Source organism: Pseudomonas sp. GW823-FHT05G12 (assembly GCF_058795575.1).
The window spans coordinates 5,913,979-5,937,402 of record NZ_CM179501.1 but is presented as its reverse complement, the minus strand read 5'-3'; the positions used below and the strand labels follow the sequence as shown (position 1 = coordinate 5,937,402).

Here is a 23,424-nt window from a genome sequence, read left to right as displayed (position 1 = left end):
AAAAGCTGGCGCGATCCCTGTGGGAGCGGGCTTGCCCGCGAACACGGGCGAAGCCCGTGCCATCCACCGCGGTGTCTTCTTCGCGGGTAAACCCGATCCTACAGGGACCGCGCATCATCTCAGCTGCGCTCCAGCGTCCACTGACGCTTGCCCGCTGCCAGCTCTGGCATTTCATCCGGCTGTGCACGGTTCACTGCCTGGAAAATCTCCAGCTTGTCACCATCGCGCTTGATGATGAACGGTGCACCACGCTGGTTGCGCTCCAGCCACAGGCTGTCATTGTTGCCACCCATGGTCGCGCAATCACCTGCCAGGCACAGGGCGAAGCGGTCCGGTCCGGGTAGGCCGGTGACGTTGCCGGTGTCGCTGAAGCGCACGCTGGCGCCCTTGCCTTGGCCTTCGACGATCTTCCAGTTACCACCCAGGTAGGCTTGGTAAAGCGCTTTCTCGAAGCTGCTGCCCAGTGGTGCATTGGCTGCAGCCTGCGCCTTGGCGCGCACAAAGGTTTGCTTGGTGCCGTTCTGGTCGACGGCCAGCAGCTCGTCGCCATCGAGCGAAAGCTGCTCGGTCTGGCCGCCTTGGAAACGGGCCTGCCATTGCTTTTCATTGGCGCTCAGCTGGCCGTCAGCGGCCTCGAAACCATTGCTATAGCTAGCTTGCTGATTGGCCACGTCGAGCTTCCACTCGAACACTGGGCCGTGCTCATTCAGCGCCTGGCGCAGGCTGCCGGCTTTGACCGCCGCAGTGATGGCTTCCTGGTTGATCCAGATGCCGTTGAAATCTTCGGGTTTGTGGCTGGTGCAGCCGCCCAGTAGCAGGGCTGCCAGCGCGAAGGGCAGTGCTTGACGCATGACGGGGTAACCTTGCAGAGGAAGGAGGGTGACGGGCAGGGCCCGTCACCAGGGCATCATTCGATGACCAGGATGGCGTCCATTTCGACCTGGGCGCCTTTCGGCAGTGCGGCAACGCCGATGGCGGCGCGGGCCGGGTAGGGCTGTTCGAAGTAGCGGCCCATCACCTCGTTTACCTTGGCGAAGTGGCTCAGGTCGGTGAGGAAGATGTTCAGTTTCACGATGTCCTTGAACGAACCGCCAGCAGCTTCAGCCACGGCCTTGAGGTTCTCGAACACCTGCACGGTCTGGGCTTCGAAGCCTTCGACCAGCTCCATGGTCTTCGGGTCCAGAGGGATCTGGCCCGACATGTACACGGTGTTGCCGGCCTTGATCGCCTGCGAGTAGGTGCCGATGGCGGCAGGGGCCTTGTCGCTGTTGATGACGGTTTTGCTCATGATGACTCCTTGCGGTTGGCGGACTACGTACGCATGCGGGTGATGCGGACCACACCGGTCAGGGTACGCAGCTTCTTGATCACACGCGCCAGGTGCACGCGGTCGTGCACGCTGACCACCAGTTGGACCACGCTGATACGGCCGTCGCGTTCGTCCATGCTGATCTTCTCAATGTTGCCGTCGGCGGCGTTGACGCTGCTGGCCAGCAGGGCGATCAGCCCGCGCTGGTGTTCCAGTTCGACACGCAGTTCGACATTGAACTCGCCAGTGATGTCCTTGGCCCAGGAGAGTTGCACGCACTTTTCGGGGTTGTGGCGGATTTCACTGATGTTGCGGCAGTTCTCCAGGTGCACGACCATGCCCTTGCCTGCTGACAGGTGGCCGACAATCGGGTCGCCCGGGATCGGCGTGCAGCACTTGGCGTAGCTGAGCACCAGGCCTTCGGTGCCGCGGATCGCCAGCGGGCCTTCTGGCGCCGGCAGCTGTTCGCCTTCGGCCGACAGCAGGCGGCGCGCGACCACGTAGGCCATGCGGTTGCCCAGGCCGATGTCTTCGAGCAGGTCTTCTATCAGCTCCAGGCGGTACTCGGCGAGAATAGACTGGATGCGTTCCTGGGGGATTTTCTCCAGGCTGCTGTCGAAGCCAGTGAGTACCTTGTTCAGCAAGCGTTCGCCCAGGCTGATGGACTCCGAGCGGCGCTGTTGCTTGAGCGCGTGGCGGATATTCGTGCGCGCCTTGCCCGAGACCACAAAGTTGAGCCAGGCCGGGTTTGGCCGAGCGCCCGGGGCGCTGACGATTTCCACTGTCGAGCCGCTTTGTAGCGGTTCGGACAGCGGCGCCAGGCGGCGGTTGATGCGGCACGCGATGCAACTGTTGCCGACGTCGGTGTGCACCGCGTAGGCGAAGTCGACGGCCGTGGAGCCTTTGGGCAACTCCATGATCCGGCCTTTGGGCGTGAACACGTAGACCTCGTCCGGGAACAGGTCGATCTTCACGCTCTCGATGAATTCCAGGGAGTTGCCGGCACGTTGCTGCAGTTCAAGGATACCCTTGACCCACTGGCGGGCGCGCGCGTGGCTGCCCTTGGGCTGCTCGTCGTCGTTTGACTTGTATAGCCAGTGCGCGGCGATGCCGTTGTTGGCCATCTCTTCCATTTCGCGTGTGCGGATCTGGATTTCGATGGGCACGCCGTGCATGCCGAACAGAGTGGTGTGCAACGACTGGTAGCCGTTGGCCTTGGGGATCGCGATGTAATCCTTGAAGCGTCCGGGCAGCGGCTTGTACAGGTTGTGTACGGCGCCGAGCACGCGGTAACAGGTGTCAACCTTGTCGACGATGATGCGGAAGGCATACACGTCCATGATCTCGTTGAAGGCACGGCGCTTGCCGCGCATCTTCTTGTAGATGCCATAGAGGTGTTTCTGTCGACCGCTGACCTCGCCCTCGATGCCGTCGGCGGCCAGGCAGTTGGCCAGCGAGTGCTCGATCTTGGCGACGATCTCTTTGCGGTTGCCGCGCGCGCTCTTCACTGCTCGATGAATCAGCGACGAGCGCATCGGGTGCATGGCCTTGAAGCCAAGGTCTTCGAACTCTACGCGCACGGTGTGCATCCCCAGGCGGTTGGCGATGGGGGCGTAGATCTCGAGGGTTTCCTTGGCGATGCGCCGGCGTTTTTCGCCAGACAGCACTTCCAGGGTGCGCATGTTGTGCAGGCGGTCGGCCAGCTTGACCAGGATCACGCGGATATCGCGGGCCATGGCCATGGCCATCTTCTGGAAGTTTTCCGCCTGCGCCTCGGCCTTGGTCTCGAAATTCATCTGGGTCAGCTTGCTGACCCCATCGACCAGTTCGGCCACGGTCTCGCCAAACTGCTGGCTGAGGGCTTCCTTGGCGATGCCGGTGTCTTCGATCACATCGTGCAGCATGGCCGCCATCAGGCTCTGATGGTCCATGTGCATGTCGGCGAGGATGCTGGCCACGGCCAGCGGGTGGGTCACGTAGGGCTCGCCACTGCGGCGGCGTTGCCCATCGTGGGCCTGTTCGGCGTAGAAATAGGCGCGCCGGACCAGGTTGACCTGTTCGGGGCCAAGATAGGTCGAAAGCCGTTCGGCCAAGGCTTCTATACCCGGCATGGGTTCACCTCCTGCCGAGGAAGAGGGCCTTGCGCCGTACGACGTCGACCTGGCATCAATCAGACAGCCTCGTTGTTCTCGTCCTCGAACGCGGCGAACACCGGATCCTCGGTGACGATCTCTTCAGCGGCGATGAACTCGTTGGTGACGATGCCTTCGGCAATTTCACGCAGGGCAACAACGGTTGGCTTGTCGTTTTCCCACGCAACGCGTGGCTCTTTGCCGCCGGTCGCCAGCTGGCGAGCGCGCTTGGTCGAGAGCATGACCAGCTCAAAGCGGTTATCCACGTGTTCCAGGCAGTCTTCAACAGTTACGCGGGCCATGGTCTTCCTCAGTAGCAATTGCGGTGGGCGTGCAGCCCATTAATGGGCAGGCGGACTCGATAGTATAAAAATTCACCAGCCAATAGGGAAGCGCTGTTTTGCCGGGCGGTAGCTGCAAACCCTGCGCTGCCTTCTTCGCGGGTGAACCCGCTCCTACAGGGGCCGCGTAGCTTGTAGCGGCGGGTTTACCCGCGAAAGGGCCGGAACAGACACCCTCAGTGCATGAGCCTGACGATAACCTCAGAGCATCGCGTCACGCAACCGCGGGGTCAGCTCTTCGAACAAGGTTTGCACCGAGCGCAACGCCCGGCAATCCGGCCGGGTCAGCAACCACAACTGAGTGTCGCAGCCGGGCAGGGGGCCGCTGAGTGCATCCACCCCGGGCAGCGCATGCACCATGTAGTCCGGCAGTGCTGCCACGCCCAGGCCGGCCATTACCAACTGGGCGATGGTCGACATGCTGCTGCACTGGTAGCGCGGGCTCAGGCCCGGGTGTTGCTGGTTGCGCCAGACCACCGTAGGGTGGTCCTGCATCGAGTCGTCTGGTGCGATCCACGGCACGCTGGCGGGGGACTCGCTCAGGCGCTCGCGCCACTGTGGCTGGCCGCAGACCACATAGGAGGTCGAACCCAGGTTGCGGCCCACCAGGTGCTCCGGTGGCGTATTGGTCAGGCGCAGGGCGATGTCGGCGTCGCGCCGGCTGAGGTTGGCGAAGGTGTTGGAGGTGCCCATCTCCAGCGACAAGGCCGGGTAGTTGGACATGAACTCGGCCAGTGCGGGCAGCAACAGGCTGTGCATCACCGCCTCTGTGCAGGTCAGGCGCACCGTGCCGCTGACCACTTGCTCGCCACTGGTCATGGCAATGCGCGCTGCTTCCAGCGCCTGCTCGGCACGTTCGGCCTGCTCGGCCAAGGCCTGGGCGGTGTCAGTCGGCAGATAGCCCTTTCGGCTCTTGACGAACAAGGCGGTGCCCAGCGCCGACTCCAATCGGCGGATCGAGCGGAACACGGTCGAAACGTCGACTTTGAGCAGTTCGGCGGCTTTGGCCAGCGAGCGGCCACGTTCCAGTGCCAGGACCAGAGAGAGGTCTGCGTGGGTTATCTGATATTGCATTGATGCACGCTCTGCTTGCCAAATTGCCAATGTCTGTTGCGTCTGGGCCATTTTATAGTGAAACGGCCCCCCGGAATCAATGCGCCCGGTCGGGTAACCAGTCCCCACGATGGGAAAGTGAAAACAACAACAGCTGCAACCATCGTCGCCCGTGAGGCGCCAGCCGTATCCCCACATCGCCGCAGCACATCAAAGGATGTACACCATGACGTCGGTAACCCCGTGCGCCAGTTCTTCCAGCGAGATGAATGACTTCCTCCAGGCCCATCCGGACACGCAGTACGTAGACCTGCTGATCTCCGACATGAATGGCGTGGTACGTGGCAAGCGCATCGAGCGGGCCAGCCTGCACAAGGTGTACGAGAAGGGCATCAACCTGCCCGCATCGCTGTTCGCCCTTGATATCAACGGTTCCACTGTCGAAAGCACCGGCCTTGGCCTGGACATCGGCGACGCCGACCGCATCTGCTTCCCGATCCCCGGCACGCTGTCGGACGAGCCGTGGCAAAAGCGCCCCACCGCCCAGCTGCTGATGACCATGCACGAGCTGGATGGCCAGCCGTTCTTCGCCGACCCGCGTGAAGTGCTGCGCCAGGTGGTGAGCAAGTTCGACGACCTGGGCCTGGATATTTGCGCCGCGTTCGAACTGGAGTTCTACCTGATCGACCAGGACAACCTCAACGGCCGCCCGCAGCCGCCGCGCTCGCCGATCTCCGGCAAGCGCCCGCAGTCGACCCAGGTGTACCTGATCGACGACCTCGACGAGTACGCTGACTGCTTGCAGGACATGCTCGAAGCTGCCAAGGAACAGGGCCTGCCCGCCGACGCCATCGTCAAGGAAAGCGCCCCGGCGCAGTTCGAGGTCAACTTGCACCACGTGGCGGATCCGCTGAAGGCCTGCGATTACGCGATCCTGCTCAAGCGCCTGATCAAGAACATCGCCTACGACCATGAAATGGACACCACCTTCATGGCCAAGCCCTACCCGGGCCAGGCAGGCAACGGCCTGCATGTGCACATTTCATTGCTGGACAAGAAAACCGGCAAGAACATCTTCGCCAGTGACGATCCGCTGCAAAGCGATACGCTGCGCCACGCCATCGGTGGCGTGTTGGAAACCATGCCGGCGTCGATGGCCTTCCTGTGCCCCAACATCAACTCCTACCGCCGCTTCGGTGCGCAGTTCTACGTGCCCAATGCGCCGAGCTGGGGCCTGGACAACCGCACCGTGGCCGTACGCGTGCCCACCGACAGCAGCGAAAACGTGCGCCTTGAGCACCGTGTAGCCGGCGCCGATGCCAACCCGTACCTGATGCTCGCGGCGATCCTTGCCGGCGTTCACCATGGCCTGACCAACAAGGTCGAGCCCGAGGCGCCGATCGAAGGCAACTCCTACGAGCAGCTGGAGCAAAGCCTGCCGAACAACCTGCGCGATGCCCTGCGCGCGCTGGATGACAGCGAAGTCCTCAACCAATACATCAGCCCGGACTACATCGATATCTTCGTGGCCTGCAAGGAAAGCGAACTGGCCGAGTTCGAAGTGTCGATTTCCGATCTCGAGTACAACTGGTACCTGCACACGGTGTAAGCCCATGAGCGCAAATGCGGTCCCTTTGATCGGTGTCAGCGCCTGCCGTCAGCAGGTAGGGAAGAACTCCTCGCACACGGTCGGCGACAAGTATGTCGAGGCGGCCGGCTTTGCCGGCTTGCCACTGATCTTGCCGGCCCGTGATGGCGGCAGCGACACGCAAGCGCTGCTGGCTCGCCTGCACGGCATTGTTTTTACCGGCTCGCCTTCAAATATCGAGCCGCATCATTACAATGGCGCCCCCAGTGTGGCGGGTACCCGGCATGATCTGGCGCGTGATCGCCTGACCCTGCCGCTGCTGCAGGCAGCCATTGCCGTCGGTGTGCCCGTATTCTGCATCTGCCGAGGCTACCAGGAGCTGAACGTGGCCCTTGGCGGCAGCCTGCACCAGCGTGTGCAGGAGCTGCCTGGCTACCTTGACCACCGCGAACCTGAGGATGCCCCCCTGGAGGTGCAATACAGCCCTCGCCACTCGGTCAGTATCGAGCCTGGCGGGTTGTTCGAGCGCCTGGGCCTGGCGGCGCAGTTCGAGGTCAATTCGCTGCACAGCCAGGGCATCGACCGTCTGGCCCCGGGCCTGCGCGTCGAGGCACGGGCCCCGGATGGCCTGATCGAGGCGGTGTCCATGCCTGCGGCGCCGGGCTTTGTGCTTGGGGTGCAGTGGCACCCGGAGTGGCGCTTCAACGAAAACCCGGTTTCGCTGCGTCTGTTTCAGGCGTTTCGCGAGGCCTGCAATGCCTACGCAGCACGGGAGGGCTTACGGCAGGAATGATTCTGACGTCAGCCGAAGGTCTCGGATGACTCGTCCCCGATAGCAAGCTTTCAATGAGTGAAAGCGAGCCTTGTACCCAAGGCTTGTTAAAACAATTCCAAAATTTACGGCAAATACTCATGAGCAATTACACAGAAGCCGGCCGCCCACCCGATGTGGCGGCCGACGCGGGCAACACTCAGCGCAGCAAAGGCCTGGCCAAGGGTCGCTTGGGGCTGCTGGCCAGCGTGGTGCTGGGCATTTCCACCATCGCCCCGGTCTATACCCTGACCGGCGCCCTTGGCCCTACCGTGCGTGAGGTGGGCGCCCACCTGCCGGCCGTGTTCATCGTGGGCTTCTTGCCGATGCTGCTGGTGGCCCTGGGCTATCGCGAGCTGAACTCGGCGGAGCCTGACAGCGGTACTTCGTTTACCTGGTCGGCGCGTGCATTCGGCCCGATGATCGGCTGGATCGGCGGCTGGGGACTGGTGGTTGCCACCACGATCGTGCTGTCGAACCTGGCAGGTGTGGCGGTGGATTTCTTCTACCTGTTCCTTGGCCAGATCACCGGCAAGCATGAGCTGGCAGCGTTGGCCGACAATCTGTTGATCAACATCGTTACCTGTTGCGTGTTCATTGGCCTGGCAGTGTGGATCTGCTGTCGGGGTATCGCCACCACAATGACCGTGCAGTACGGCTTGGTGGCCCTGCAGCTGTTGGTGTTGATCGGCTTTGCGTTCGCCGCTTTCGGCGGCACCACCGCGCCGCCACCGCTGGCGTTCGATTTCGCCTGGTTCAACCCATTCGGTGTCGAGTCGTTCTCGGCCTTTGCCGCTGGCCTGTCATTGTCGATCTTCATCTTCTGGGGCTGGGACACTTGTCTGACCGTCAGTGAAGAGTCGGTGGGCAGCGAAGAGGTGCCGGGCAAGGCCGCTACCTGGACCGTGATGTTGATTCTCGGCCTGTACCTGTTCACCGCGATCGCCACCCTGCAGTTTGCCGGTATCAGCGAAACGGGTCTGGGCCTGAACAACCCGCGCATCCAGGAGAACGTCTTTGCCCACCTGGCCGGCCCGGTCATGGGGCCGCTGGCGATCCTGATGTCCATCGCCGTGCTGGCCAGTACGGCGGCGTCGCTGCAGTCCACCTTCGTGGCGCCGGCGCGCACCCTGTTGGCCATGGGTTATTACGGTGCGGTACCGCAGAAGTTCGCCAGCGTCTGCCCGCGCTCGCAAACGCCGCGCTATGCCACCATCTGCGCCGGCCTGGCCGCAGGCCTGTTCTACGTGACCATGCGTACGCTGAGCGAGAACGTGCTGGCAGATACCATCACGGCGTTGGGCATGATGATCTGCTTCTACTATTCGCTGACCGCGTTTGCCTGCGTCTGGTATTTCCGCGGCAGCCTGTTCGACAGCCTGCGCCACTTCATCATGCGCGGCCTGTGCCCGCTGGTGGGGGGTGTTATCTTGTCGGTGATCTTCGTGCGCACCGCCATCGACAGTGCTTCGCCGGACTTTGGCAGCGGCTCGCATGTGGGCGGGTTGGGGCTGGTGTTCGTGATTGCCGCGATCATCTCGGTGCTTGGCATCGGCCTGATGATGCTGTCGCGCATGCGTGCGCCGGCGTACTTCCTCGGGGCTACCCTGCGTCAGCAGGCTACCTTGCCGCTGCAGGACTAAACCATTGGGGCCGCTCTGCGGCCCTTCGCGGGCACGCCCGCTCCCACAGGTGCGGCACAAGCCTCAAGGCAGTGATCAATCCGTGGGAGCGGGCGTGCCCGCGAAGGGCTGCAATGCAGCCCCATCGATCTTCAGCCGATCATTTGCTTGAGCAATGCCGCATGACGCTGCTGCTGCTTCTTCAGCAGCAGCCGATTCGAGCGGAACACTGCTTTCAAGTCTGCCAGCGCCGTGTCGAAATCATCATTGATGATGACGTAGTCATACTCGTCGTAGTGCACCATCTCGCTGACCGCTTCCTTCATGCGCCCGGCAATGATCTCTTCGCTGTCCTGCCCGCGTCCGTCCAGGCGGTGGCGAAGCGCCTCCTGGCTTGGAGGCAGGATGAACACCGACAGCGCCTGTGGCATCAGCTTGCGCACTTGCTGTGCACCTTGCCAGTCGATTTCCAGAATCAGGTCGTAGCCCTGGTCCAGGGTCTGCTGCAGCGCGCTGCGTGAAGTGCCGTAGAAGTTGCCGAACACTTCGGCATGCTCCAGAAAGTCACCTTGCGCGATCAGCGCCTTGAATTCCTCGTGGACGACGAAGTGATAGTTCACCCCGTGCTGCTCGCCCGGGCGCATGGCGCGAGTGGTGTGCGAGACCGAGACGCGGATCTGCTGGTCGTCTTTGGTCAGGGCGGTGACCAGGCTGGTCTTGCCGGCACCCGAAGGGGCCGAAACGATGTAGAGGGTGCCGCTGCTGTGGTTCATGGTCGGGGTGGCCTTACTCGATGTTCTGTACTTGTTCACGCATCTGTTCGATCAATACCTTCAGGTTGACCGCCGCTTGCGTGCTGCGTGGGTCGAAGGCCTTGGAGCCGAGGGTGTTGGCCTCGCGGTTGAGTTCCTGCATCAGGAAGTCCAGGCGCCGGCCTGCGGCGCCGCCACCCTTGAGCACGCGGCGCACTTCGGTGACGTGGGTGCTGAGGCGGTCGAGTTCCTCTGCCACGTCGCTTTTCTGGGCCAGCAGTACCATCTCCTGCTCCAGGCGCTGTGGGTCCAGCTCGGCTTGCATGTCGCCGAAGCGGTCGAGAATCTTCTGCCGCTGCGCCGCCAGCATCTGCGGCACCAGGGCGCGCAGGGTAGTGACTTCGCTGGCCATGTTGTCCAGGCGTTCGTTGATCAGCCGGGCCAGTTCCTGGCCTTCGCGCTGGCGCCCGGCCTTGAGTTCGGCCAGCGCTTCGTCGAACAGCGCCATGGCTTCGGCGTTCAGTGCCTGGGGGTCGCTGGTGTCGGCCACCAGCACGCCTGGCCATGACAGCACTTCCAGCGGGTTCAGGGGGGCCGGCTGCTTGATCAGGCCAGCCACTTCCTCGGCGGCGGCAACCAGATGCGCGGCGCGCTCATGGTCCACTTTCAGCGGTTTGCCATTGCTGTCTTCGTTGAGGCGCAAGGTGCATTCCACCTTGCCGCGTGACAGGCCCTGGCGCAGGCCTTCACGTACACCGCCTTCGAGGTCGCGCAGGGCCTCGGGCAGGCGTAGGTGCGGCTCCAGGTAACGGTGGTTGACCGAACGCAGCTCCCAGACCAGGGTGCCTTGGCTGCCGGCGCGCTCGACACGAGCAAAAGCGGTCATGCTGTGCACCATGGGGAGTACCTCGCGTAATGAATGAACGGTGGGAGCCTCTCGGCTGCAAGGCGCAGGATTGTAGCGCAGTGTCGCCGTGGCGCCCAATCCGCCTATGTTACTGACGGGTGGCTACTGCGGTAGGAAAAGGCGACGGGCTGTGCCGGGCGCGACAATAGGCATGTCTTCCCCGGGCTGCGGGCTCTATAATGCTCGGCAGATTCAAAGTCCCAGTACAGGTATCCCAGATGAAACGTCCAAGTGGTCGCGTTGCCGATCAGCTCCGCTCGATCCGCATCACCCGCAACTACACCAAGCACGCCGAAGGGTCGGTACTGGTCGAGTTCGGTGACACCAAAGTCATCTGCACGGTCAGCGTTGAAAACGGTGTACCGCGCTTCCTCAAAGGCCAGGGCCAAGGCTGGCTGACCGCCGAGTATGGCATGCTGCCGCGCTCCACCGGCGAACGTAACCAGCGCGAAGCCAGCCGTGGCAAGCAGGGTGGCCGCACCCTGGAAATCCAGCGCCTGATCGGCCGTTCGCTGCGCGCCGCGCTGGACATGAGCAAGCTCGGTGACATCACCCTGTACGTCGATTGCGACGTGATCCAGGCCGATGGCGGTACCCGTACCGCGTCCATCACCGGCGCCATGGTTGCCTTGTGCGACGCTTTGGCAGTGATCAAGAAGCGCGGCGGCCTCAAGGGCGGCAACCCGCTCAAGCACATGATCGCTGCCGTGTCGGTAGGCATGTACCAGGGCGAAGCGGTGCTCGACCTGGACTACCTGGAAGACTCCGCAGCCGAAACCGACCTGAATGTGGTCATGACCAGCGCTGGTGGTTTCATCGAAGTGCAGGGTACTGCCGAAGGCGCACCGTTCCAGCCGGAAGATTTCAACGCCATGCTCGCTTTGGCGCAGAAGGGCATGAACGAGATTTTCGAACTGCAGCAGGCAGCACTGGCTGACTGAAACCAGCCAAGGAGGTGCGGGGCATGAGCGATTCGAACCTGTCGATCACCCCGCCCAATGCCGAAATCCGGCAATGGGCGATGTTCTGCCACCTCTCCGCGCTGTTGGGCCTGGTAGTGCCGCTTGGGCACCTGCTGGGCCCGCTGGTGCTATGGCACCTCAAGCGCGAGCAAGACCCTTTTATCGACGCCCAGGGCAAAGAGGCGCTGAACTTTCAGATCAGCGTGACCATTGCCGGGTTCATCTGCTTCCTGCTGATGTTCGTGTTTATCGGGCTGGTGCTGTTTGCCATGCTCACGGTGGCAGTGATGATATTGATCATCATTGCGGCGGTGCGGGCGAATGAGGGCAAGCCTTATCGCTACCCGATGATCTGGCGGCCGATCAAATAACCATTGGGGCTGCAACGCAGCCCCAATGGCCTTTTAGATGGTCAGCGTCCAGTCATAGTCGACGATCAGCGGCGCATGCTGGGAGAAGCGTGGCTGACGCGGCAGGCGAGCGTTGCGCACGAAGCGGCGCAGGCCCGGGGTCAGGATCTGGTAGTCGAACCGATACCCCAGGTTGAGCATCTCGGCCTGCTCGTTGTCCGGCCACCAGCTGTACTGGTCGCCTTCACGGCTGACTTCGCGCAAGGCATCGACATACCCCATCTCGCCAGTGATCGCATCCATCCAGGCGCGTTCTGGCGCCAGGAAGCCCGGCGACTGCTGGCTGTCACGCCAATTCTTGATGTCGAGCTTCTGCTGCGCCACGTAGAACGAGCCGCAATAGATGTATTCGCGACGCTTGCGACGCTGCTTGTCCAGGTACTTGGCGAAGTCGTCCATCAACTTGAACTTCTGGTTCAAGTCTTCGTCGCCGTTCATGCCCGAAGGCAGCAGCAGGCTGGCAATACTGACTTTGTCGAAATCTGCTTGCAGGTAACGCCCGTAGCGGTCGGCTGTCTCGAAGCCCAGGCCGGTGATGACTGCCTTGGGCTGCATGCGCGAGTAAAGGGCCACACCACCTTGGGCAGGCACCTCCGCGTCGCAGGCATAAAGGAAATAGCCATCGAGCTGGAAAGCTGGGTCGTCGAGTTCAAAGGCCGAGGCGCGGGTATCCTGAAGGCAGATGACGTCGGCATTCTGGGCTTGCAGCCAGCTGAGCAAACCACGCTCGGCCGCAGCCTGAATGCCATTTACGTTCACACTGATGATCCGCATAAATGGCCCCAAAAATCTCGTGCGTGTATGATACCCGAGCTCAACCCATTTAGCTAAATCCGTGGTGTCCGGGACTATTCATGCAGCCGTATCAGCGCGACTTTATCCGTTTTGCCATCGATCGCGGGGTACTGCGTTTCGGTGAATTCACCCTGAAATCGGGGCGTACCAGCCCGTATTTCTTCAATGCCGGCTTGTTCAACACCGGCTCCGCACTGGCTGAGCTGGGGCGTTGCTACGCCGCCGCCATCGTCGACAGCAAGATCCCGTTCGATGTGCTGTTCGGCCCGGCCTACAAGGGTATCCCTTTGGCGGCGACTACCGCCGTGGCCCTTGCCGACCAGCATCAGCTGGACGTGCCATGGTGCTTCAACCGCAAGGAAGCCAAGGACCATGGCGAAGGTGGCAGCCTGGTCGGCGCGCCGCTGGCCGGTGACGTGCTGATCATCGACGACGTGATTACTGCCGGTACCGCCATTCGTGAGGTCATGCAGATCATCAACGCCCAGCAGGCCAAGGCCGCTGGTGTACTGATCGCGCTGAACCGTGAAGAGCGCGGCAATGGCGAACTGTCGGCGATCCAGGAAGTGGAACGCGACTTCGGTATCCCGGTGGTCAGCATTGTTTCGCTGACCCAGGTGCTGGAGTTCCTGGCTGACGATCCACAGCTGAAACAGCATCTGCCGGCTGTCGAGGCCTACCGGGCGCAGTACGGGATCTGATCCTGGCCCAGGAATGAAAAAGGCGACCTTCTTCAGAGGGTCGCCTTTTTTTGTGCCGCCTGATCTGGCCCTTTCGCGGGTAAACCCGCTCCTACATGGGGATTTCCTTTGTAGGAGCGGGTTTACCCGCGAAGAGGCCAGTGCAGGCTAACCGATCAATCAGCGCGGCTTGCGGTTGGTAATCAGGGTGCCCACGCCGCTGTCGGTGAAGATCTCCAGCAGCACTGCATTCGGCACGCGGCCATCGATGATGTGCGAGCTGTTCACGCCGCCCTGCACCGCATCCAGCGCGCACTTGATCTTCGGCAGCATGCCGCCATAAATGGTGCCGTCAGCGATCAGTTCGTTGACCTGCTCGGTGGTCAGGCCAGTCAGCACCTGACCCTGTTTGTCCATCAGGCCGGCGATGTTGGTCAGCAGCATCAGCTTCTCGGCCTTCAGCGCTTCGGCCACCTTGCCCGCCACCAGGTCGGCGTTGATGTTGTACGACTCGCCGTTGGCACCCACGCCGATTGGCGCGATGACAGGGATGAAGTCGCCCTTCACCAGCATGTTCAACAGGTCGGTGTTCACGCTCACCACTTCGCCCACGTGGCCGATGTCGATGATTTCCGGAGTGGTCATCTCAGGCGTCTGGCGGCTGACAGTCAGCTTGCGGGCGCGAATCAGCTCCGCGTCCTTGCCGGTCAGGCCGATGGCGCTGCCGCCGTGGCGGTTGATCAGGTTGACGATGTCCTTGTTGACCTGGCCGCCCAGCACCATCTCCACAACGTCCATGGTCGCCGAATCGGTGACGCGCATGCCGTCGATGAAGTGGCTTTCGATCGACAGGCGCTTGAGCAGGTCACCGATCTGCGGGCCACCGCCGTGGACTACCACCGGGTTGATGCCCACAGCCTTCATCAGCACGATGTCACGGGCGAAGCCCGTCTTGAGCTCCTCGCTCTCCATCGCGTTGCCGCCGTACTTGATCACCAGGGTCTTGCCGACAAAGCGGCGAATGTAAGGCAGTGCTTCGGACAAAACCTCGGCTACATGGGAAGCGGCATCGCGATCGAGGGTCATGCAGGGCTCCTGTAAGGAACAGATAGTCGGTCAGAACGGCAGTTGCAGCTCAGGCTCTACCCGCAGCAACTGGGTGCGGAAAACATCCTTGATACGTTGCAATTCGGCGTCGCTGTCGGCCTCGAAACGCAGCACCAGCACCGGGGTGGTGTTGGAGGCGCGAACCAGGCCCCAGCCGTTGGCGTAGTCGACCCGCACACCGTCGATGGTGGTCAGGTTGGCTTCGCCCCAGTCGGCGTCGCGTTGCAGTGCATCAATGATGCTGAATTTACCCTCGTCGGTCACATCAATATTGATTTCCGGCGTGGAAATGTCGTTCGGGAAGGCGGCAAACAGGTTTTCGGCGCTCTGCTCGGTCTTGCTGAGGATCTCCAGCAGGCGCGCGGCGCTATAGATGCCGTCGTCAAAACCGTACCAGCGTTCCTTGATGAAGATGTGACCGCTCATCTCGCCTGCCAGCAGCGAACCGGTCTGCTTCATCTTCTTCTTGATCAGCGAATGGCCGGTTTTCCACATCAAGGCGCGGCCACCGTGCTGTTCGATCAACGGGGTCAGGCGGCGGGTGCATTTGACGTCGAAGATGATCTCGGCGCCCGGGTTGCGCGACAGCACGTCCTGGGCAAACAGCATCAGCAGGCGGTCGGGGTAGACGATGCTGCCGGTGTTGGTCACCACGCCGACGCGGTCGCCGTCACCGTCGAAGGCCAGACCGATATCGGCACCGGTTTCCTTGACCTTGGCGATCAGGTCCTCGAGGTTTTCCGGCTTGCCCGGGTCCGGGTGGTGGTTGGGGAAGTTGCCGTCGACCTCGCAGAACAGCGGGATCACTTCGCAGCCCAGGGCTTCGATCAGTTGCGGTGCAACCACGCCAGCGGCGCCGTTGCCGCAGTCCACCACCACCTTGAGCTTTTTTGCCAGCTTCACGTCGCCGACAATCTGCTTGAAGTAGCGGTCGAGGATCTCGACCTTTTCCACGCGGCCTTGGGCCAGGGTCAGGTCGTTGGTTTTCAGGCGGGCCAGCAGGGCCTGGATCTGTTCGTTGGCCAGGGTGTCACCGGCGATGACGATCTTGAAACCGTTGTAGTCCGACGGGTTGTGGCTGCCGGTCAGCATCACACCGGACTTGCCGGCCAGCACGTTGGCTGCGTAGTACAGCGCCGGGGTAGGCACCAGGCCGACGTCGCTGACGTGGCAGCCCGCATCGACCAGGCCTTTGATCAGCTGTTCCACCAGCATCGGGCCCGACAGGCGGCCATCGCGCCCTACCGAAACCTGCGGTTCGCCCTGGGCCAGGCTTTGCGCGCCGATGGCGCGGCCGATCCAGTAGGCGGTTTCGGCGTGAAGGGTCTTGCCGACCACGCCGCGGATGTCATATGCGCGGAAAATGCTGTCGGGCAATGCGGCGGGGACCAGGTGGGCCATGTCGTTCATCTCTGGAAGCTCCATTAGTCAAAGGCTTTCTGGGCAGGCGCAAACTGAACGCTTGGACGGTGGTTTCGCAAGAGAGTTCGCCATCCTTGGCCTGAACGGTCATTTGCCGGCTCAGTGGCTGCCGGAGTGACCGAAGCCGCCAGCGCCACGCTGGCTTTCGTCGAACGCTTCGACGATTTCGAAGTGAGCCTGCACCACCGGCACCAGCACCAGCTGGGCGATGCGCTCGCCAACCGCGATGGTGAACGGTGTGTTGCCGCGGTTCCAGCACGACACCATCAGCTCGCCCTGGTAGTCCGAATCGATCAGGCCGACCAGGTTGCCCAGCACGATGCCGTGTTTATGGCCCAGGCCCGAGCGCGGCAGGATGACTGCCGCCAGGCCCGGGTCGCCGATGTAGATCGACAGGCCGGTAGGAATCAGGATGGTCTGGCCCGGTTCGAGGATGGTGTCTTCCTTGAGCAGGGCGCGCAGGTCGAGGCCGGCGGAGCCGGGGGTAGCGTATGCGGGTAGCGGGAATTCGCTGCCCAGGCGTGGGTCGAGGATCTTGGCTTGAAGAGCGTGCATGTAACTTATTGAACCTGGTTGAGCCGTTCGGCGATGAAGGCGACCAGTTGCCGGGCGATCTTGCCCTTGCTGGTCTGCGCGAAGAGGGTCTGGTGCTGCTGGCGGTCGATCACGGTCAAGGCGTTTTCTTCGCTGTTGAAGCCGATGCTGGGGTTGGCCACATCATTGGCGACAATCAGGTCGAGGTTCTTGTCCTTGAGCTTGCGCGTGGCGTAATCGAGCAGGTGCTCGGTTTCGGCGGCAAAGCCGACGCTGAACGGGCGGTCGGCGCGGCCAGCAATGGTGGCAAGGATATCGGGATTACGCACCATCTGCAGCAGCATGCCGTCGCCGGTCGTAGGATCTTTCTTCAGTTTTTGTGTGGCAACCACTTCGGGGCGGTAGTCCGCAACCGCTGCCGAGGCGATGAACAGGTCGCACGGCATGGCCGCTTCACAGGCTGCGAGCATGTCCCGCGCGCTGACGACGTCGATGCGGCTGACCCGGTCAGGGGTTGGCAAGTGCACAGGGCCTGTGACGAGGGTCACCCGAGCCCCTGCTTCGGCGGCCGCTTCGGCCAGGGCGAAGCCCATCTTGCCGGAGCTATGATTGGTGATGTAGCGCACCGGGTCGATGTTTTCCTGGGTCGGCCCGGCGGTGATCAGCACGTGCTTGCCGGTCAGTGCCTGGCGCTTGAAGCTTTCCGCGGCGCACCAGGCCAGGTCGGTGGCTTCGAGCATGCGCCCCAGGCCGACGTCGCCACAGGCCTGGCTGCCGGATGCCGGGCCGAACACCTGAATGCCACGGCTCTTGAGCAGCTCGAGGTTGGCTTGGGTGGCCGGGTCACGCCACATGGCCTGGTTCATCGCCGGCGCCACGGCGACGGTGGCGTCAGTGGCCAGCACCAGCGTGGTCAGCAGGTCGTCTGCCATGCCCTGGGCCATGCGTGCCATGAGGTCGGCGGTAGCTGGGGCGATCAGCACCAGGTCCGCCCACTTGGCCAGTTCGATATGGCCCATGGCAGCTTCGGCGGCCGGGTCGAGCAGGTCCATGTGTACGGGGTGGCCCGACAGCGCCTGCAGGGTCAGCGGGGTGATGAATTCTGCACCACCCCGGGTCATGACGACGCGCACCTGCGCGCCGTGCTCCAGGAGACGGCGAATCAGCTCGGCGCTTTTGTAGGCGGCAATGCCGCCACCCACGCCGAGAACGATGCGCTTGCGATACAGCCGCTGCATAGGCTTGCCTTTTTCCAGTGAGAGCGGGCGACGACGTTTGAAATGCCTGCGGCGGAACGTCGCATGTACGAGGCGAAATAGATTAACACAGGGCCGAAATGGGCCGCAGCAAAGGCAGGGGTGGAATGAACATCAGGGAGTGGCCGGCGGAAGAACGGCCTAGGGAGAAGTTGTTGCAGCGAGGGGCAGGGAGCCTGACAGATACGGAGCTGCTGGCCGTTTTTCTCGGCTCAGGCGTACGTGGGCGTAATGTCGTGGAGCTTTCGCGAGGCTTGTTGGTGAAGTTCGGCAGCTTGCGCCGGTTGCTGGAGGCTGACCGCGAGGCCTTCGTCGGCGAGCTTGGGTTGGGCCCGGTGAGGTACAGCCAGCTGCAGGCACTGCTTGAGATCGGCCGCAGGCACCTTGCAACGTCGATTGAGCGGGAGTCTGCCATGGACAGCCCGGCAGCGGTGCGACGCTACTTGAAAGCCATGCTCAGGCATGAGGCCAGCGAGGTGTTCGGGTGTCTGTTTCTCGATACCAAGCACCGGCCACTGGCATTTGAGATCCTGTTCAGGGGCACGATAGATCGGGCGAGTGTCTATCCGCGAGAGGTGGTGCGGCGGGCGTTGGTGCACAACGCTGCGGCATTGATCCTGTGCCACAACCATCCTTCAGGGATCAGTGAACCGAGTCAGGACGATGTGCATTTGACCCTGTCGTTGAAGCGGGGATTGGCGTTGATCGACGTGCGGGTGCTGGACCACATCATCATCGGTGACGGGGAGCCATTGTCGATGGTCGAGCATGGGTGGATTGTGGCCTGAGGGAGTACTGAGAGCCTTATAGGGTCAGTACGGGCCCTTTCGCGGGTAAACCCGCTCCTACAGGGGTAGCGTCAACTGCCAGGCTGGCGCTGTCCTGTAGGAGCGGGTTTACCCGCGAAGAGGCCGGTACAGGCTTACTTGGTCACCGTCACCTTGCTGAAATCCAGCCGCCCGAACGGGCTCACCTGGTACCCCTCGACGCCTTGGCGCAGCAAGGTCGCCGCCGTTGGGTGCGCCAGTGGCACCCACAGCGCCTGCTGCTGGATCAGTGTCTGCGCCTGCTGGTACAGCCGGCTGCGCACGCTCTGGTCGTTGGTGGTGCGCCCGGCGCTGATCAGCTGGTCGAGGCGGCTGTCGCAGAAGCGTGCGAAGTTGGTCCCTGACTCGACCGCCGCACAGGAAAACTGCGGGCTGAGGAAGTTGTCCGGATCGCCGTTGTCGCCCGCCCAGCCCATGAACAGCAAGTCATGCTCGCCGGCCTTGGCGCGGCGGATAAGCTCGCCCCATTCGATCACGCGGATTTCAGCCTTGATACCAATCTTGGCCAGGTCGGCTTGCAGCATCTGCGCGCCAAGGCTGGGGTTGGGGTTGAGCAGGCTACCCGAGGGCCGGGTCCAGATGGTGGTACTGAAGCCTTCGGCCAGGCCGGCCTTGGCCAGCAGGGCCTTGGCTTTCTTCAGGTCCAGCGGGTAGCCGGGCAGGTCCTTGGCGTAGCTCCAGGTATTGGGCGGGTAGGGGCCATTGGCAGCCACCGCAGAGTCTTCGAACACGGCCTTGAGGTAGGCTTGCTTGTCGAAGGCCAGGTTGATCGCCTGACGCACTTCCGGCTTGTCCAGCGGCGGGTGCTGGCTGTTGATGGCGACGAAGGCAGTCATGAATGCCGGGGTGGTAGCCACCTTGAGGTTACCGTCCTGGCCCGCTTCGGCAATGTCCAATGGCTTGGGCGACAGGGCAACCTGGCACTCGCCACGCTTGAGCTTCTGCAGGCGCACATTGGCATCGGTGGTGATGGCGAAGATCAGCGGGTCGACCGCCGGCTTGCCGGCGAAGTAGTCCGGGTTGGCGCGGTAGCGCACCACGGCGTCTTTCTGGAAACGCTGGAACACGAACGGCCCGGTGCCGATCGGTTGGTTGTTGAGCTTCTCCGGCGTACCGGCCTTGAGCAGCTTGTCGGCGTATTCGGCGGAGTAGATCGAGGCGAAGCCCATGCTCAGGGTGGCCAGGAAGGTGGCGTCCGGGTGGCTGAGGGTGAAGCGCACGGTGTTCGGCGACGGTGCCTCGATCGCTTTGATCAGGCTGCCCAGCTGTAGCGATTGGGCATGCGGGTAGCCGCCCGGCGCAGTCTTGTGCCAGGCATGGGCCGGGTAGAGCATGCGCTGGAAGCTGAACAGCACGTCGTCGGCATTCAGCTTGCGGCTTGGCTTGAAGTAGGGGGTGCTGTGAAACTTGACGTCATCGCGCAGGGTGAAGTCATACACCAGGCCGTCGGCCGATACCGTCCAGCTGGTCGCCAGGCTCGGCACCACCTTGCCTTGTGCCGCATCGAACTCCACCAGGCGGTTCATCAGCACGTCGGCGGTGGCGTTGGTGGTGGTGAGCGAATTGTACTGCACCACGTCGAAGCCTTCGGGGCTGGCCTCGCTGCAAACGCTCAGCGGAGCGGCCTGGGCAGCGCCAGCGGCGAACAGGGTGGTGAACAATAAGGAAAGTGCGGCGACACGCATGGTGGCTCCTTGGCTGTCAGTGGCCCATCTGCCAGTGCAGTCTGGAAAAGGCTTACCCTAGTGCGCCCGCCGGCAAATGACCACACCCTTTTTTGCAAATCTTGCGACGAGCGGTCGACGACTGGCGGGGCCTGCCGCTATGCTGGCCCGGCGCGTTCTGGCTAGCGGTAATGTGCATCTACTGTTGTTGCAGCCAAGTCTTTCTGGTATAAAGCAGCGCTCTTTTCTAGGGGCTCGGCCTGTCGCATAAGCGGATCCGGTCGATAAGGCCTCCAGAATCACGGCGCCCAGGCGCCAAAGACTGAGAGATTAAGCGGCCAACCCATGCCGGGTTGGGCATGTGGTTTTAGAGGGCTGAGTCATGTCGAGAGTCTGTCAAGTTACTGGTAAGGGTCCAGTAACCGGGAACAACATTTCCCACGCAAACAACAAAACCCGTCGTCGTTTCCTGCCGAACCTGCAGCACCACCGTTTCTGGGTTGAATCCGAGAAGCGTTTCGTGCGTCTGCGCGTTTCCGCCAAAGGCATGCGTATCATCGACAAGCGCGGCATCGACGCCGTTCTGGTTGACATCCGTAAAGCTGGCGCCAAGGTTTAAGGGAGAGCATCATGCGTGAATTGATCCGTCTGGTTTCGAGTGCCGGTACCGGCCACTTCTACACCACCGACAAGAACAAGCGCACCACCCCGGACAAAATCGAGATCAAGAAATATGATCCGGTTGTTCGCAAGCACGTGGTGTACAAGGAAGCCAAGATCAAGTAATTGATCGGCGACCTGAAAAAAACCCGCATCCGAAAGGAAGCGGGTTTTTTTTTAGCTACTGTCAGGGTCAGTTGAAGCTGAAGCTCTGGATCATCAGGTCGGCGTCGGCCTTGATCTGGATGCGCGCGGCGTCGTAGTCGCGGGTGGATATCTCGTTGGGGCCTACAACGCGAGCGCGCCCTGTGAGGGCGCGGATGGTTTCTTTCAGCTCCGGCACGTAGCGGGTGCCGACCAGGTGGGCGAGGGTTTGCAGAACTTCTTCGTTGGTCATGCTGATTTTCCTTGTGAGGCTGAATGGCCCGAAACGGGCAGGGTCATCCTCACGCATGCCTGCAAACTCCCTGCGCTACATAGTTACTTCTGCTCGAACATCACATAGATCTTGCGGCACGGCTCCAGCACCTCCCAAGTGCCTTTGAAGCCGGCGGGGATGACGAACCGATCGCCGGCACGCAGGGTTTTCGCCCCACCGTCCTGGGCGCGCAGCACCGAAACGCCCTGAACGATCTCGCAGTATTCGTGCTCGGTGTAGTTCACTGTCCACTGGCCCACCTCACCTTCCCATACGCCAGCGGCAAACTGCCCGCACGGGCTGGAATAGTGGTTGTAGACCGCCTGGTCCGGCTCGCCCTTGAGGATTTTCTCTGCAGCCGGGCGGTAGCGTTCGGCCTCGGTGATGGCCTGCGCGAAGTCGATGATGCTATCAATACTCATGGTTCGGCTCCTGTTGTTGTTTAATAAAATTAACATCAGTAGGCTTTTGAGCCTCTCGTGTCAAATATATTGATAGTTTACACCGGCTGGTTTAGGGTATCGCTTGCCAGTGTGCGCGTGGCGCCCGGCCAGAATTCTGACAACGCCTGTGAGTCCTCAGTGCGGCGTTGCACCTAAACAAGAGGAGGAGTTTCGTATGACCACCCTGACCCGTGCGGACTGGGAACAACGTGCCCAGCAACTGAAGATCGAAGGCCGTGCCTTCATCAACGGCGAATACACCGATGCCGTATCCGGTGAAACCTTCGAGTGCCTGAGCCCGGTCGACGGACGCTTCCTGGCCAAGGTTGCCAGCTGCGACCTGGCCGATGCCAACCGCGCTGTTGAAAACGCCCGTGCCACCTTCAACTCCGGCGTGTGGTCGCAGCTGGCCCCCGCCAAGCGCAAGGCCAAGCTGATCCGCTTCGCCGACCTGCTGCGCAAGAACGTTGAAGAGCTGGCGCTGTTGGAAACGCTGGACATGGGCAAGCCGATCGGCGACTCCTCCAGCATCGACATCCCAGGTGCGGCCCAAGCCATTCACTGGACTGCCGAAGCCATCGACAAGGTCTACGACGAAGTTGCCCCGACCCCGCATGACCAGCTTGGCCTGGTTACCCGCGAACCCGTGGGTGTGGTTGGTGCCATCGTGCCGTGGAACTTCCCGCTGCTGATGGCCTGCTGGAAACTCGGCCCTGCACTGGCCACCGGTAACTCGGTCGTGCTCAAACCGTCCGAAAAATCGCCGCTGACTGCCATCCGCATCGCCCAACTGGCGATCGAAGCCGGTATCCCGGCTGGCGTGCTGAACGTGCTGCCAGGCTATGGCCACACCGTGGGCAAGGCACTGGCCCTGCACATGGACGTGGACACCCTGGTGTTCACCGGTTCGACCAAGATCGCCAAGCAGCTGATGGTTTACGCGGGCGAATCGAACATGAAACGCATCTGGCTGGAAGCCGGTGGCAAGAGCCCGAACATCGTCTTTGCCGACGCCCCGGACCTGCAAGCTGCCGCCGAGGCCGCCGCCAGCGCCATCGCCTTCAACCAGGGCGAAGTGTGCACTGCAGGTTCCCGCCTGCTGGTCGAGCGTTCGATCAAGGACAAGTTCCTGCCGATGGTGGTAGAGGCCCTGAAGGGCTGGAAGCCAGGCAACCCGCTGGACCCGCAGACCACTGTCGGTGCCTTGGTCGATACCCAGCAGATGAACACCGTGCTGTCGTACATCGAGGCTGGCCACAAGGACGGCGCCAAGCTGCTGGCCGGCGGCAAGCGCACCCTGGAAGAGACCGGCGGCACCTACGTCGAGCCGACCATCTTCGACGGCGTGACTAACGCCATGCGCATTGCCCAGGAAGAAATCTTCGGCCCGGTGCTGTCGGTGATTGCATTCGACACCGCCGAAGAAGCCGTGGCCATTGCCAACGACACCCCGTATGGCCTGGCCGCTGGTATCTGGACTTCGGACATTTCCAAAGCCCACAAGACCGCCCGTGCCGTGCGTGCAGGCAGCGTCTGGGTCAACCAGTACGATGGTGGCGACATGACCGCGCCGTTCGGTGGCTTCAAACAGTCGGGCAACGGCCGTGACAAGTCGCTGCACGCACTGGAGAAGTACACCGAGCTGAAGGCGACCTGGATCAAGCTGTAACCCGGTAGGTCCTTTTCGCGGGCAAGCCCGCTCCTGCAGGTCTTCGCGACCGTTGCAGGAGC

Annotated in this window: 24 protein-coding genes and 1 pseudogene; 10 read left to right on the top strand and 15 right to left on the bottom strand. The window is 62.2% G+C overall.

Features of this window, described 5'->3' with window-relative positions:
* Positions 1 to 119: 119 nt before the first annotated feature.
* The 5 genes from AC3RCM_RS26975 to AC3RCM_RS26955 form a co-directional block, all read right to left on the bottom strand.
* Complete coding sequence (locus AC3RCM_RS26975) at positions 120 to 851, bottom strand: lipoprotein (RefSeq protein ID WP_010955801.1); 732 nt, start codon at positions 849 to 851, stop codon at positions 120 to 122.
* A 56-nt stretch (positions 852 to 907) separates the two neighbouring features.
* Positions 908 to 1,288, bottom strand: coding sequence for a RidA family protein (locus tag AC3RCM_RS26970; RefSeq protein WP_009684531.1), 381 nt, complete (start codon positions 1,286 to 1,288; stop codon positions 908 to 910).
* A gap of 23 nt (positions 1,289 to 1,311) precedes the next feature.
* The gene (gene spoT / locus AC3RCM_RS26965) at positions 1,312 to 3,420 is read right to left on the bottom strand and encodes a bifunctional GTP diphosphokinase/guanosine-3',5'-bis pyrophosphate 3'-pyrophosphohydrolase (RefSeq protein WP_010955800.1); all 2,109 of its coding nucleotides are present in this window, start codon (positions 3,418 to 3,420) and stop codon (positions 1,312 to 1,314) included.
* A gap of 59 nt (positions 3,421 to 3,479) precedes the next feature.
* The gene (rpoZ, locus tag AC3RCM_RS26960) at positions 3,480 to 3,743 is read right to left on the bottom strand and encodes a DNA-directed RNA polymerase subunit omega (protein WP_003253383.1); all 264 of its coding nucleotides are present in this window, start codon (positions 3,741 to 3,743) and stop codon (positions 3,480 to 3,482) included.
* A gap of 240 nt (positions 3,744 to 3,983) precedes the next feature.
* Positions 3,984 to 4,856 carry a LysR family transcriptional regulator gene (locus tag AC3RCM_RS26955; protein ID WP_003253385.1) on the bottom strand — a complete coding sequence of 291 codons (873 nt, stop codon included), beginning with the start codon at positions 4,854 to 4,856 and terminating at the stop codon, positions 3,984 to 3,986.
* Positions 4,857 to 5,061: 205 nt separating this feature from the next.
* On the opposite strand from AC3RCM_RS26955, the gene AC3RCM_RS26950 reads away from it, so the two are divergent.
* From AC3RCM_RS26950 to AC3RCM_RS26940, 3 genes are all read left to right on the top strand, one after another.
* The gene (locus AC3RCM_RS26950) at positions 5,062 to 6,444 is read left to right on the top strand and encodes a glutamine synthetase family protein (RefSeq protein ID WP_064493085.1); all 1,383 of its coding nucleotides are present in this window, start codon (positions 5,062 to 5,064) and stop codon (positions 6,442 to 6,444) included.
* Between the two features lie 4 nt (positions 6,445 to 6,448).
* Positions 6,449 to 7,216: a gamma-glutamyl-gamma-aminobutyrate hydrolase family protein gene (locus AC3RCM_RS26945; protein ID WP_020192234.1), complete on the top strand. Its 768-nt coding sequence runs from the start codon at positions 6,449 to 6,451 to the stop codon at positions 7,214 to 7,216.
* Positions 7,217 to 7,335: 119 nt separating this feature from the next.
* Entirely contained in the window at positions 7,336 to 8,877 is a 1,542-nt protein-coding gene (locus tag AC3RCM_RS26940; protein ID WP_014592854.1) for an APC family permease, read from the top strand.
* 131 nt (positions 8,878 to 9,008) lie between these two features.
* On the opposite strand, the gene gmk is transcribed toward AC3RCM_RS26940, so the two are convergent.
* On the bottom strand, positions 9,009 to 9,629 hold the full coding sequence (gene gmk / locus AC3RCM_RS26935) for a guanylate kinase (protein ID WP_010955795.1): 621 nt from the start codon (positions 9,627 to 9,629) through the stop codon (positions 9,009 to 9,011).
* A 13-nt stretch (positions 9,630 to 9,642) separates the two neighbouring features.
* Positions 9,643 to 10,506, bottom strand: a complete 864-nt coding sequence (locus tag AC3RCM_RS26930) for a YicC/YloC family endoribonuclease (RefSeq protein ID WP_064493084.1) — start codon at positions 10,504 to 10,506, stop codon at positions 9,643 to 9,645.
* A 227-nt stretch (positions 10,507 to 10,733) separates the two neighbouring features.
* Here AC3RCM_RS26930 and rph point away from each other — a divergent pair, with 227 nt between their 5' ends.
* Both rph and AC3RCM_RS26920 read left to right on the top strand, forming a co-directional pair.
* Positions 10,734 to 11,456, top strand: a complete 723-nt coding sequence (rph, locus tag AC3RCM_RS26925; protein ID WP_003253397.1) for a ribonuclease PH — start codon at positions 10,734 to 10,736, stop codon at positions 11,454 to 11,456.
* Between the two features lie 23 nt (positions 11,457 to 11,479).
* A complete protein-coding gene (locus tag AC3RCM_RS26920; protein WP_003253399.1) occupies positions 11,480 to 11,848 on the top strand; it encodes a DUF4870 domain-containing protein in 369 nt (122 codons plus the stop codon).
* A gap of 33 nt (positions 11,849 to 11,881) precedes the next feature.
* On the opposite strand, the gene crc is transcribed toward AC3RCM_RS26920, so the two are convergent.
* Entirely contained in the window at positions 11,882 to 12,661 is a 780-nt protein-coding gene (gene crc, locus AC3RCM_RS26915) for a catabolite repression control protein Crc (protein WP_003253401.1), read from the bottom strand.
* Between the two features lie 80 nt (positions 12,662 to 12,741).
* Between crc and pyrE the strand changes: the two genes are divergently transcribed.
* On the top strand, positions 12,742 to 13,383 hold the full coding sequence (gene pyrE, locus AC3RCM_RS26910; RefSeq protein WP_003253405.1) for an orotate phosphoribosyltransferase: 642 nt from the start codon (positions 12,742 to 12,744) through the stop codon (positions 13,381 to 13,383).
* Positions 13,384 to 13,542: 159 nt separating this feature from the next.
* On the opposite strand, the gene argB is transcribed toward pyrE, so the two are convergent.
* From argB to coaBC, 4 genes and pseudogenes are all read right to left on the bottom strand, one after another.
* Positions 13,543 to 14,448 carry an acetylglutamate kinase gene (argB, locus tag AC3RCM_RS26905; RefSeq protein WP_004575216.1) on the bottom strand — a complete coding sequence of 302 codons (906 nt, stop codon included), beginning with the start codon at positions 14,446 to 14,448 and terminating at the stop codon, positions 13,543 to 13,545.
* Positions 14,449 to 14,478: 30 nt separating this feature from the next.
* A pseudogene (locus tag AC3RCM_RS26900) lies at positions 14,479 to 15,846 on the bottom strand (phosphomannomutase/phosphoglucomutase); the annotation flags it as partial.
* Between the two features lie 144 nt (positions 15,847 to 15,990).
* Positions 15,991 to 16,446, bottom strand: coding sequence for a dUTP diphosphatase (gene dut, locus AC3RCM_RS26895; protein WP_064493082.1), 456 nt, complete (start codon positions 16,444 to 16,446; stop codon positions 15,991 to 15,993).
* A gap of 5 nt (positions 16,447 to 16,451) precedes the next feature.
* Complete coding sequence (gene coaBC, locus AC3RCM_RS26890; RefSeq protein ID WP_003253409.1) at positions 16,452 to 17,663, bottom strand: bifunctional phosphopantothenoylcysteine decarboxylase/phosphopantothenate--cysteine ligase CoaBC; 1,212 nt, start codon at positions 17,661 to 17,663, stop codon at positions 16,452 to 16,454.
* Positions 17,664 to 17,788: 125 nt separating this feature from the next.
* Between coaBC and radC the strand changes: the two genes are divergently transcribed.
* Complete coding sequence (gene radC / locus AC3RCM_RS26885; RefSeq protein WP_020190327.1) at positions 17,789 to 18,469, top strand: RadC family protein; 681 nt, start codon at positions 17,789 to 17,791, stop codon at positions 18,467 to 18,469.
* Positions 18,470 to 18,603: 134 nt separating this feature from the next.
* Here radC and AC3RCM_RS26880 read toward each other — a convergent pair whose 3' ends face one another.
* Positions 18,604 to 20,193 carry an ABC transporter substrate-binding protein gene (locus AC3RCM_RS26880; RefSeq protein ID WP_064493080.1) on the bottom strand — a complete coding sequence of 530 codons (1,590 nt, stop codon included), beginning with the start codon at positions 20,191 to 20,193 and terminating at the stop codon, positions 18,604 to 18,606.
* 361 nt (positions 20,194 to 20,554) lie between these two features.
* On the opposite strand from AC3RCM_RS26880, the gene rpmB reads away from it, so the two are divergent.
* Positions 20,555 to 20,791, top strand: a complete 237-nt coding sequence (gene rpmB, locus AC3RCM_RS26875) for a 50S ribosomal protein L28 (protein WP_003253504.1) — start codon at positions 20,555 to 20,557, stop codon at positions 20,789 to 20,791.
* A gap of 11 nt (positions 20,792 to 20,802) precedes the next feature.
* Complete coding sequence (gene rpmG, locus AC3RCM_RS26870) at positions 20,803 to 20,958, top strand: 50S ribosomal protein L33 (RefSeq protein ID WP_003253507.1); 156 nt, start codon at positions 20,803 to 20,805, stop codon at positions 20,956 to 20,958.
* A gap of 67 nt (positions 20,959 to 21,025) precedes the next feature.
* On the opposite strand, the gene AC3RCM_RS26865 is transcribed toward rpmG, so the two are convergent.
* On the bottom strand, positions 21,026 to 21,229 hold the full coding sequence (locus AC3RCM_RS26865) for a hypothetical protein (protein ID WP_064493079.1): 204 nt from the start codon (positions 21,227 to 21,229) through the stop codon (positions 21,026 to 21,028).
* Between the two features lie 83 nt (positions 21,230 to 21,312).
* A complete protein-coding gene (locus tag AC3RCM_RS26860; RefSeq protein WP_492629283.1) occupies positions 21,313 to 21,672 on the bottom strand; it encodes a cupin domain-containing protein in 360 nt (119 codons plus the stop codon).
* A 196-nt stretch (positions 21,673 to 21,868) separates the two neighbouring features.
* Here AC3RCM_RS26860 and AC3RCM_RS26855 point away from each other — a divergent pair, with 196 nt between their 5' ends.
* Positions 21,869 to 23,362 carry an aldehyde dehydrogenase gene (locus AC3RCM_RS26855; RefSeq protein ID WP_010955785.1) on the top strand — a complete coding sequence of 498 codons (1,494 nt, stop codon included), beginning with the start codon at positions 21,869 to 21,871 and terminating at the stop codon, positions 23,360 to 23,362.
* Positions 23,363 to 23,424 lie beyond the last annotated feature (62 nt).

What these genes read in the sequence shown, in the direction of transcription:
- AC3RCM_RS26975 (WP_010955801.1), bottom strand. Translation starts at nt 851, where the DNA reads ATGCGTCAAGCACTGCCCTTCGCGCTGGCAGCCCTGCTACTGGGCGGC.
- AC3RCM_RS26970 (WP_009684531.1), bottom strand. Translation starts at nt 1,288, where the DNA reads ATGAGCAAAACCGTCATCAACAGCGACAAGGCCCCTGCCGCCATCGGC.
- spoT (WP_010955800.1), bottom strand. Translation starts at nt 3,420, where the DNA reads ATGCCGGGTATAGAAGCCTTGGCCGAACGGCTTTCGACCTATCTTGGC.
- rpoZ (WP_003253383.1), bottom strand. Translation starts at nt 3,743, where the DNA reads ATGGCCCGCGTAACTGTTGAAGACTGCCTGGAACACGTGGATAACCGC.
- AC3RCM_RS26955 (WP_003253385.1), bottom strand. Translation starts at nt 4,856, where the DNA reads ATGCAATATCAGATAACCCACGCAGACCTCTCTCTGGTCCTGGCACTG.
- AC3RCM_RS26950 (WP_064493085.1), top strand. Translation starts at nt 5,062, where the DNA reads ATGACGTCGGTAACCCCGTGCGCCAGTTCTTCCAGCGAGATGAATGAC.
- AC3RCM_RS26945 (WP_020192234.1), top strand. Translation starts at nt 6,449, where the DNA reads ATGAGCGCAAATGCGGTCCCTTTGATCGGTGTCAGCGCCTGCCGTCAG.
- AC3RCM_RS26940 (WP_014592854.1), top strand. Translation starts at nt 7,336, where the DNA reads ATGAGCAATTACACAGAAGCCGGCCGCCCACCCGATGTGGCGGCCGAC.
- gmk (WP_010955795.1), bottom strand. Translation starts at nt 9,629, where the DNA reads ATGAACCACAGCAGCGGCACCCTCTACATCGTTTCGGCCCCTTCGGGT.
- AC3RCM_RS26930 (WP_064493084.1), bottom strand. Translation starts at nt 10,506, where the DNA reads ATGGTGCACAGCATGACCGCTTTTGCTCGTGTCGAGCGCGCCGGCAGC.
- rph (WP_003253397.1), top strand. Translation starts at nt 10,734, where the DNA reads ATGAAACGTCCAAGTGGTCGCGTTGCCGATCAGCTCCGCTCGATCCGC.
- AC3RCM_RS26920 (WP_003253399.1), top strand. Translation starts at nt 11,480, where the DNA reads ATGAGCGATTCGAACCTGTCGATCACCCCGCCCAATGCCGAAATCCGG.
- crc (WP_003253401.1), bottom strand. Translation starts at nt 12,661, where the DNA reads ATGCGGATCATCAGTGTGAACGTAAATGGCATTCAGGCTGCGGCCGAG.
- pyrE (WP_003253405.1), top strand. Translation starts at nt 12,742, where the DNA reads ATGCAGCCGTATCAGCGCGACTTTATCCGTTTTGCCATCGATCGCGGG.
- argB (WP_004575216.1), bottom strand. Translation starts at nt 14,448, where the DNA reads ATGACCCTCGATCGCGATGCCGCTTCCCATGTAGCCGAGGTTTTGTCC.
- dut (WP_064493082.1), bottom strand. Translation starts at nt 16,446, where the DNA reads ATGCACGCTCTTCAAGCCAAGATCCTCGACCCACGCCTGGGCAGCGAA.
- coaBC (WP_003253409.1), bottom strand. Translation starts at nt 17,663, where the DNA reads ATGCAGCGGCTGTATCGCAAGCGCATCGTTCTCGGCGTGGGTGGCGGC.
- radC (WP_020190327.1), top strand. Translation starts at nt 17,789, where the DNA reads ATGAACATCAGGGAGTGGCCGGCGGAAGAACGGCCTAGGGAGAAGTTG.
- AC3RCM_RS26880 (WP_064493080.1), bottom strand. Translation starts at nt 20,193, where the DNA reads ATGCGTGTCGCCGCACTTTCCTTATTGTTCACCACCCTGTTCGCCGCT.
- rpmB (WP_003253504.1), top strand. Translation starts at nt 20,555, where the DNA reads ATGTCGAGAGTCTGTCAAGTTACTGGTAAGGGTCCAGTAACCGGGAAC.
- rpmG (WP_003253507.1), top strand. Translation starts at nt 20,803, where the DNA reads ATGCGTGAATTGATCCGTCTGGTTTCGAGTGCCGGTACCGGCCACTTC.
- AC3RCM_RS26865 (WP_064493079.1), bottom strand. Translation starts at nt 21,229, where the DNA reads ATGACCAACGAAGAAGTTCTGCAAACCCTCGCCCACCTGGTCGGCACC.
- AC3RCM_RS26860 (WP_492629283.1), bottom strand. Translation starts at nt 21,672, where the DNA reads ATGAGTATTGATAGCATCATCGACTTCGCGCAGGCCATCACCGAGGCC.
- AC3RCM_RS26855 (WP_010955785.1), top strand. Translation starts at nt 21,869, where the DNA reads ATGACCACCCTGACCCGTGCGGACTGGGAACAACGTGCCCAGCAACTG.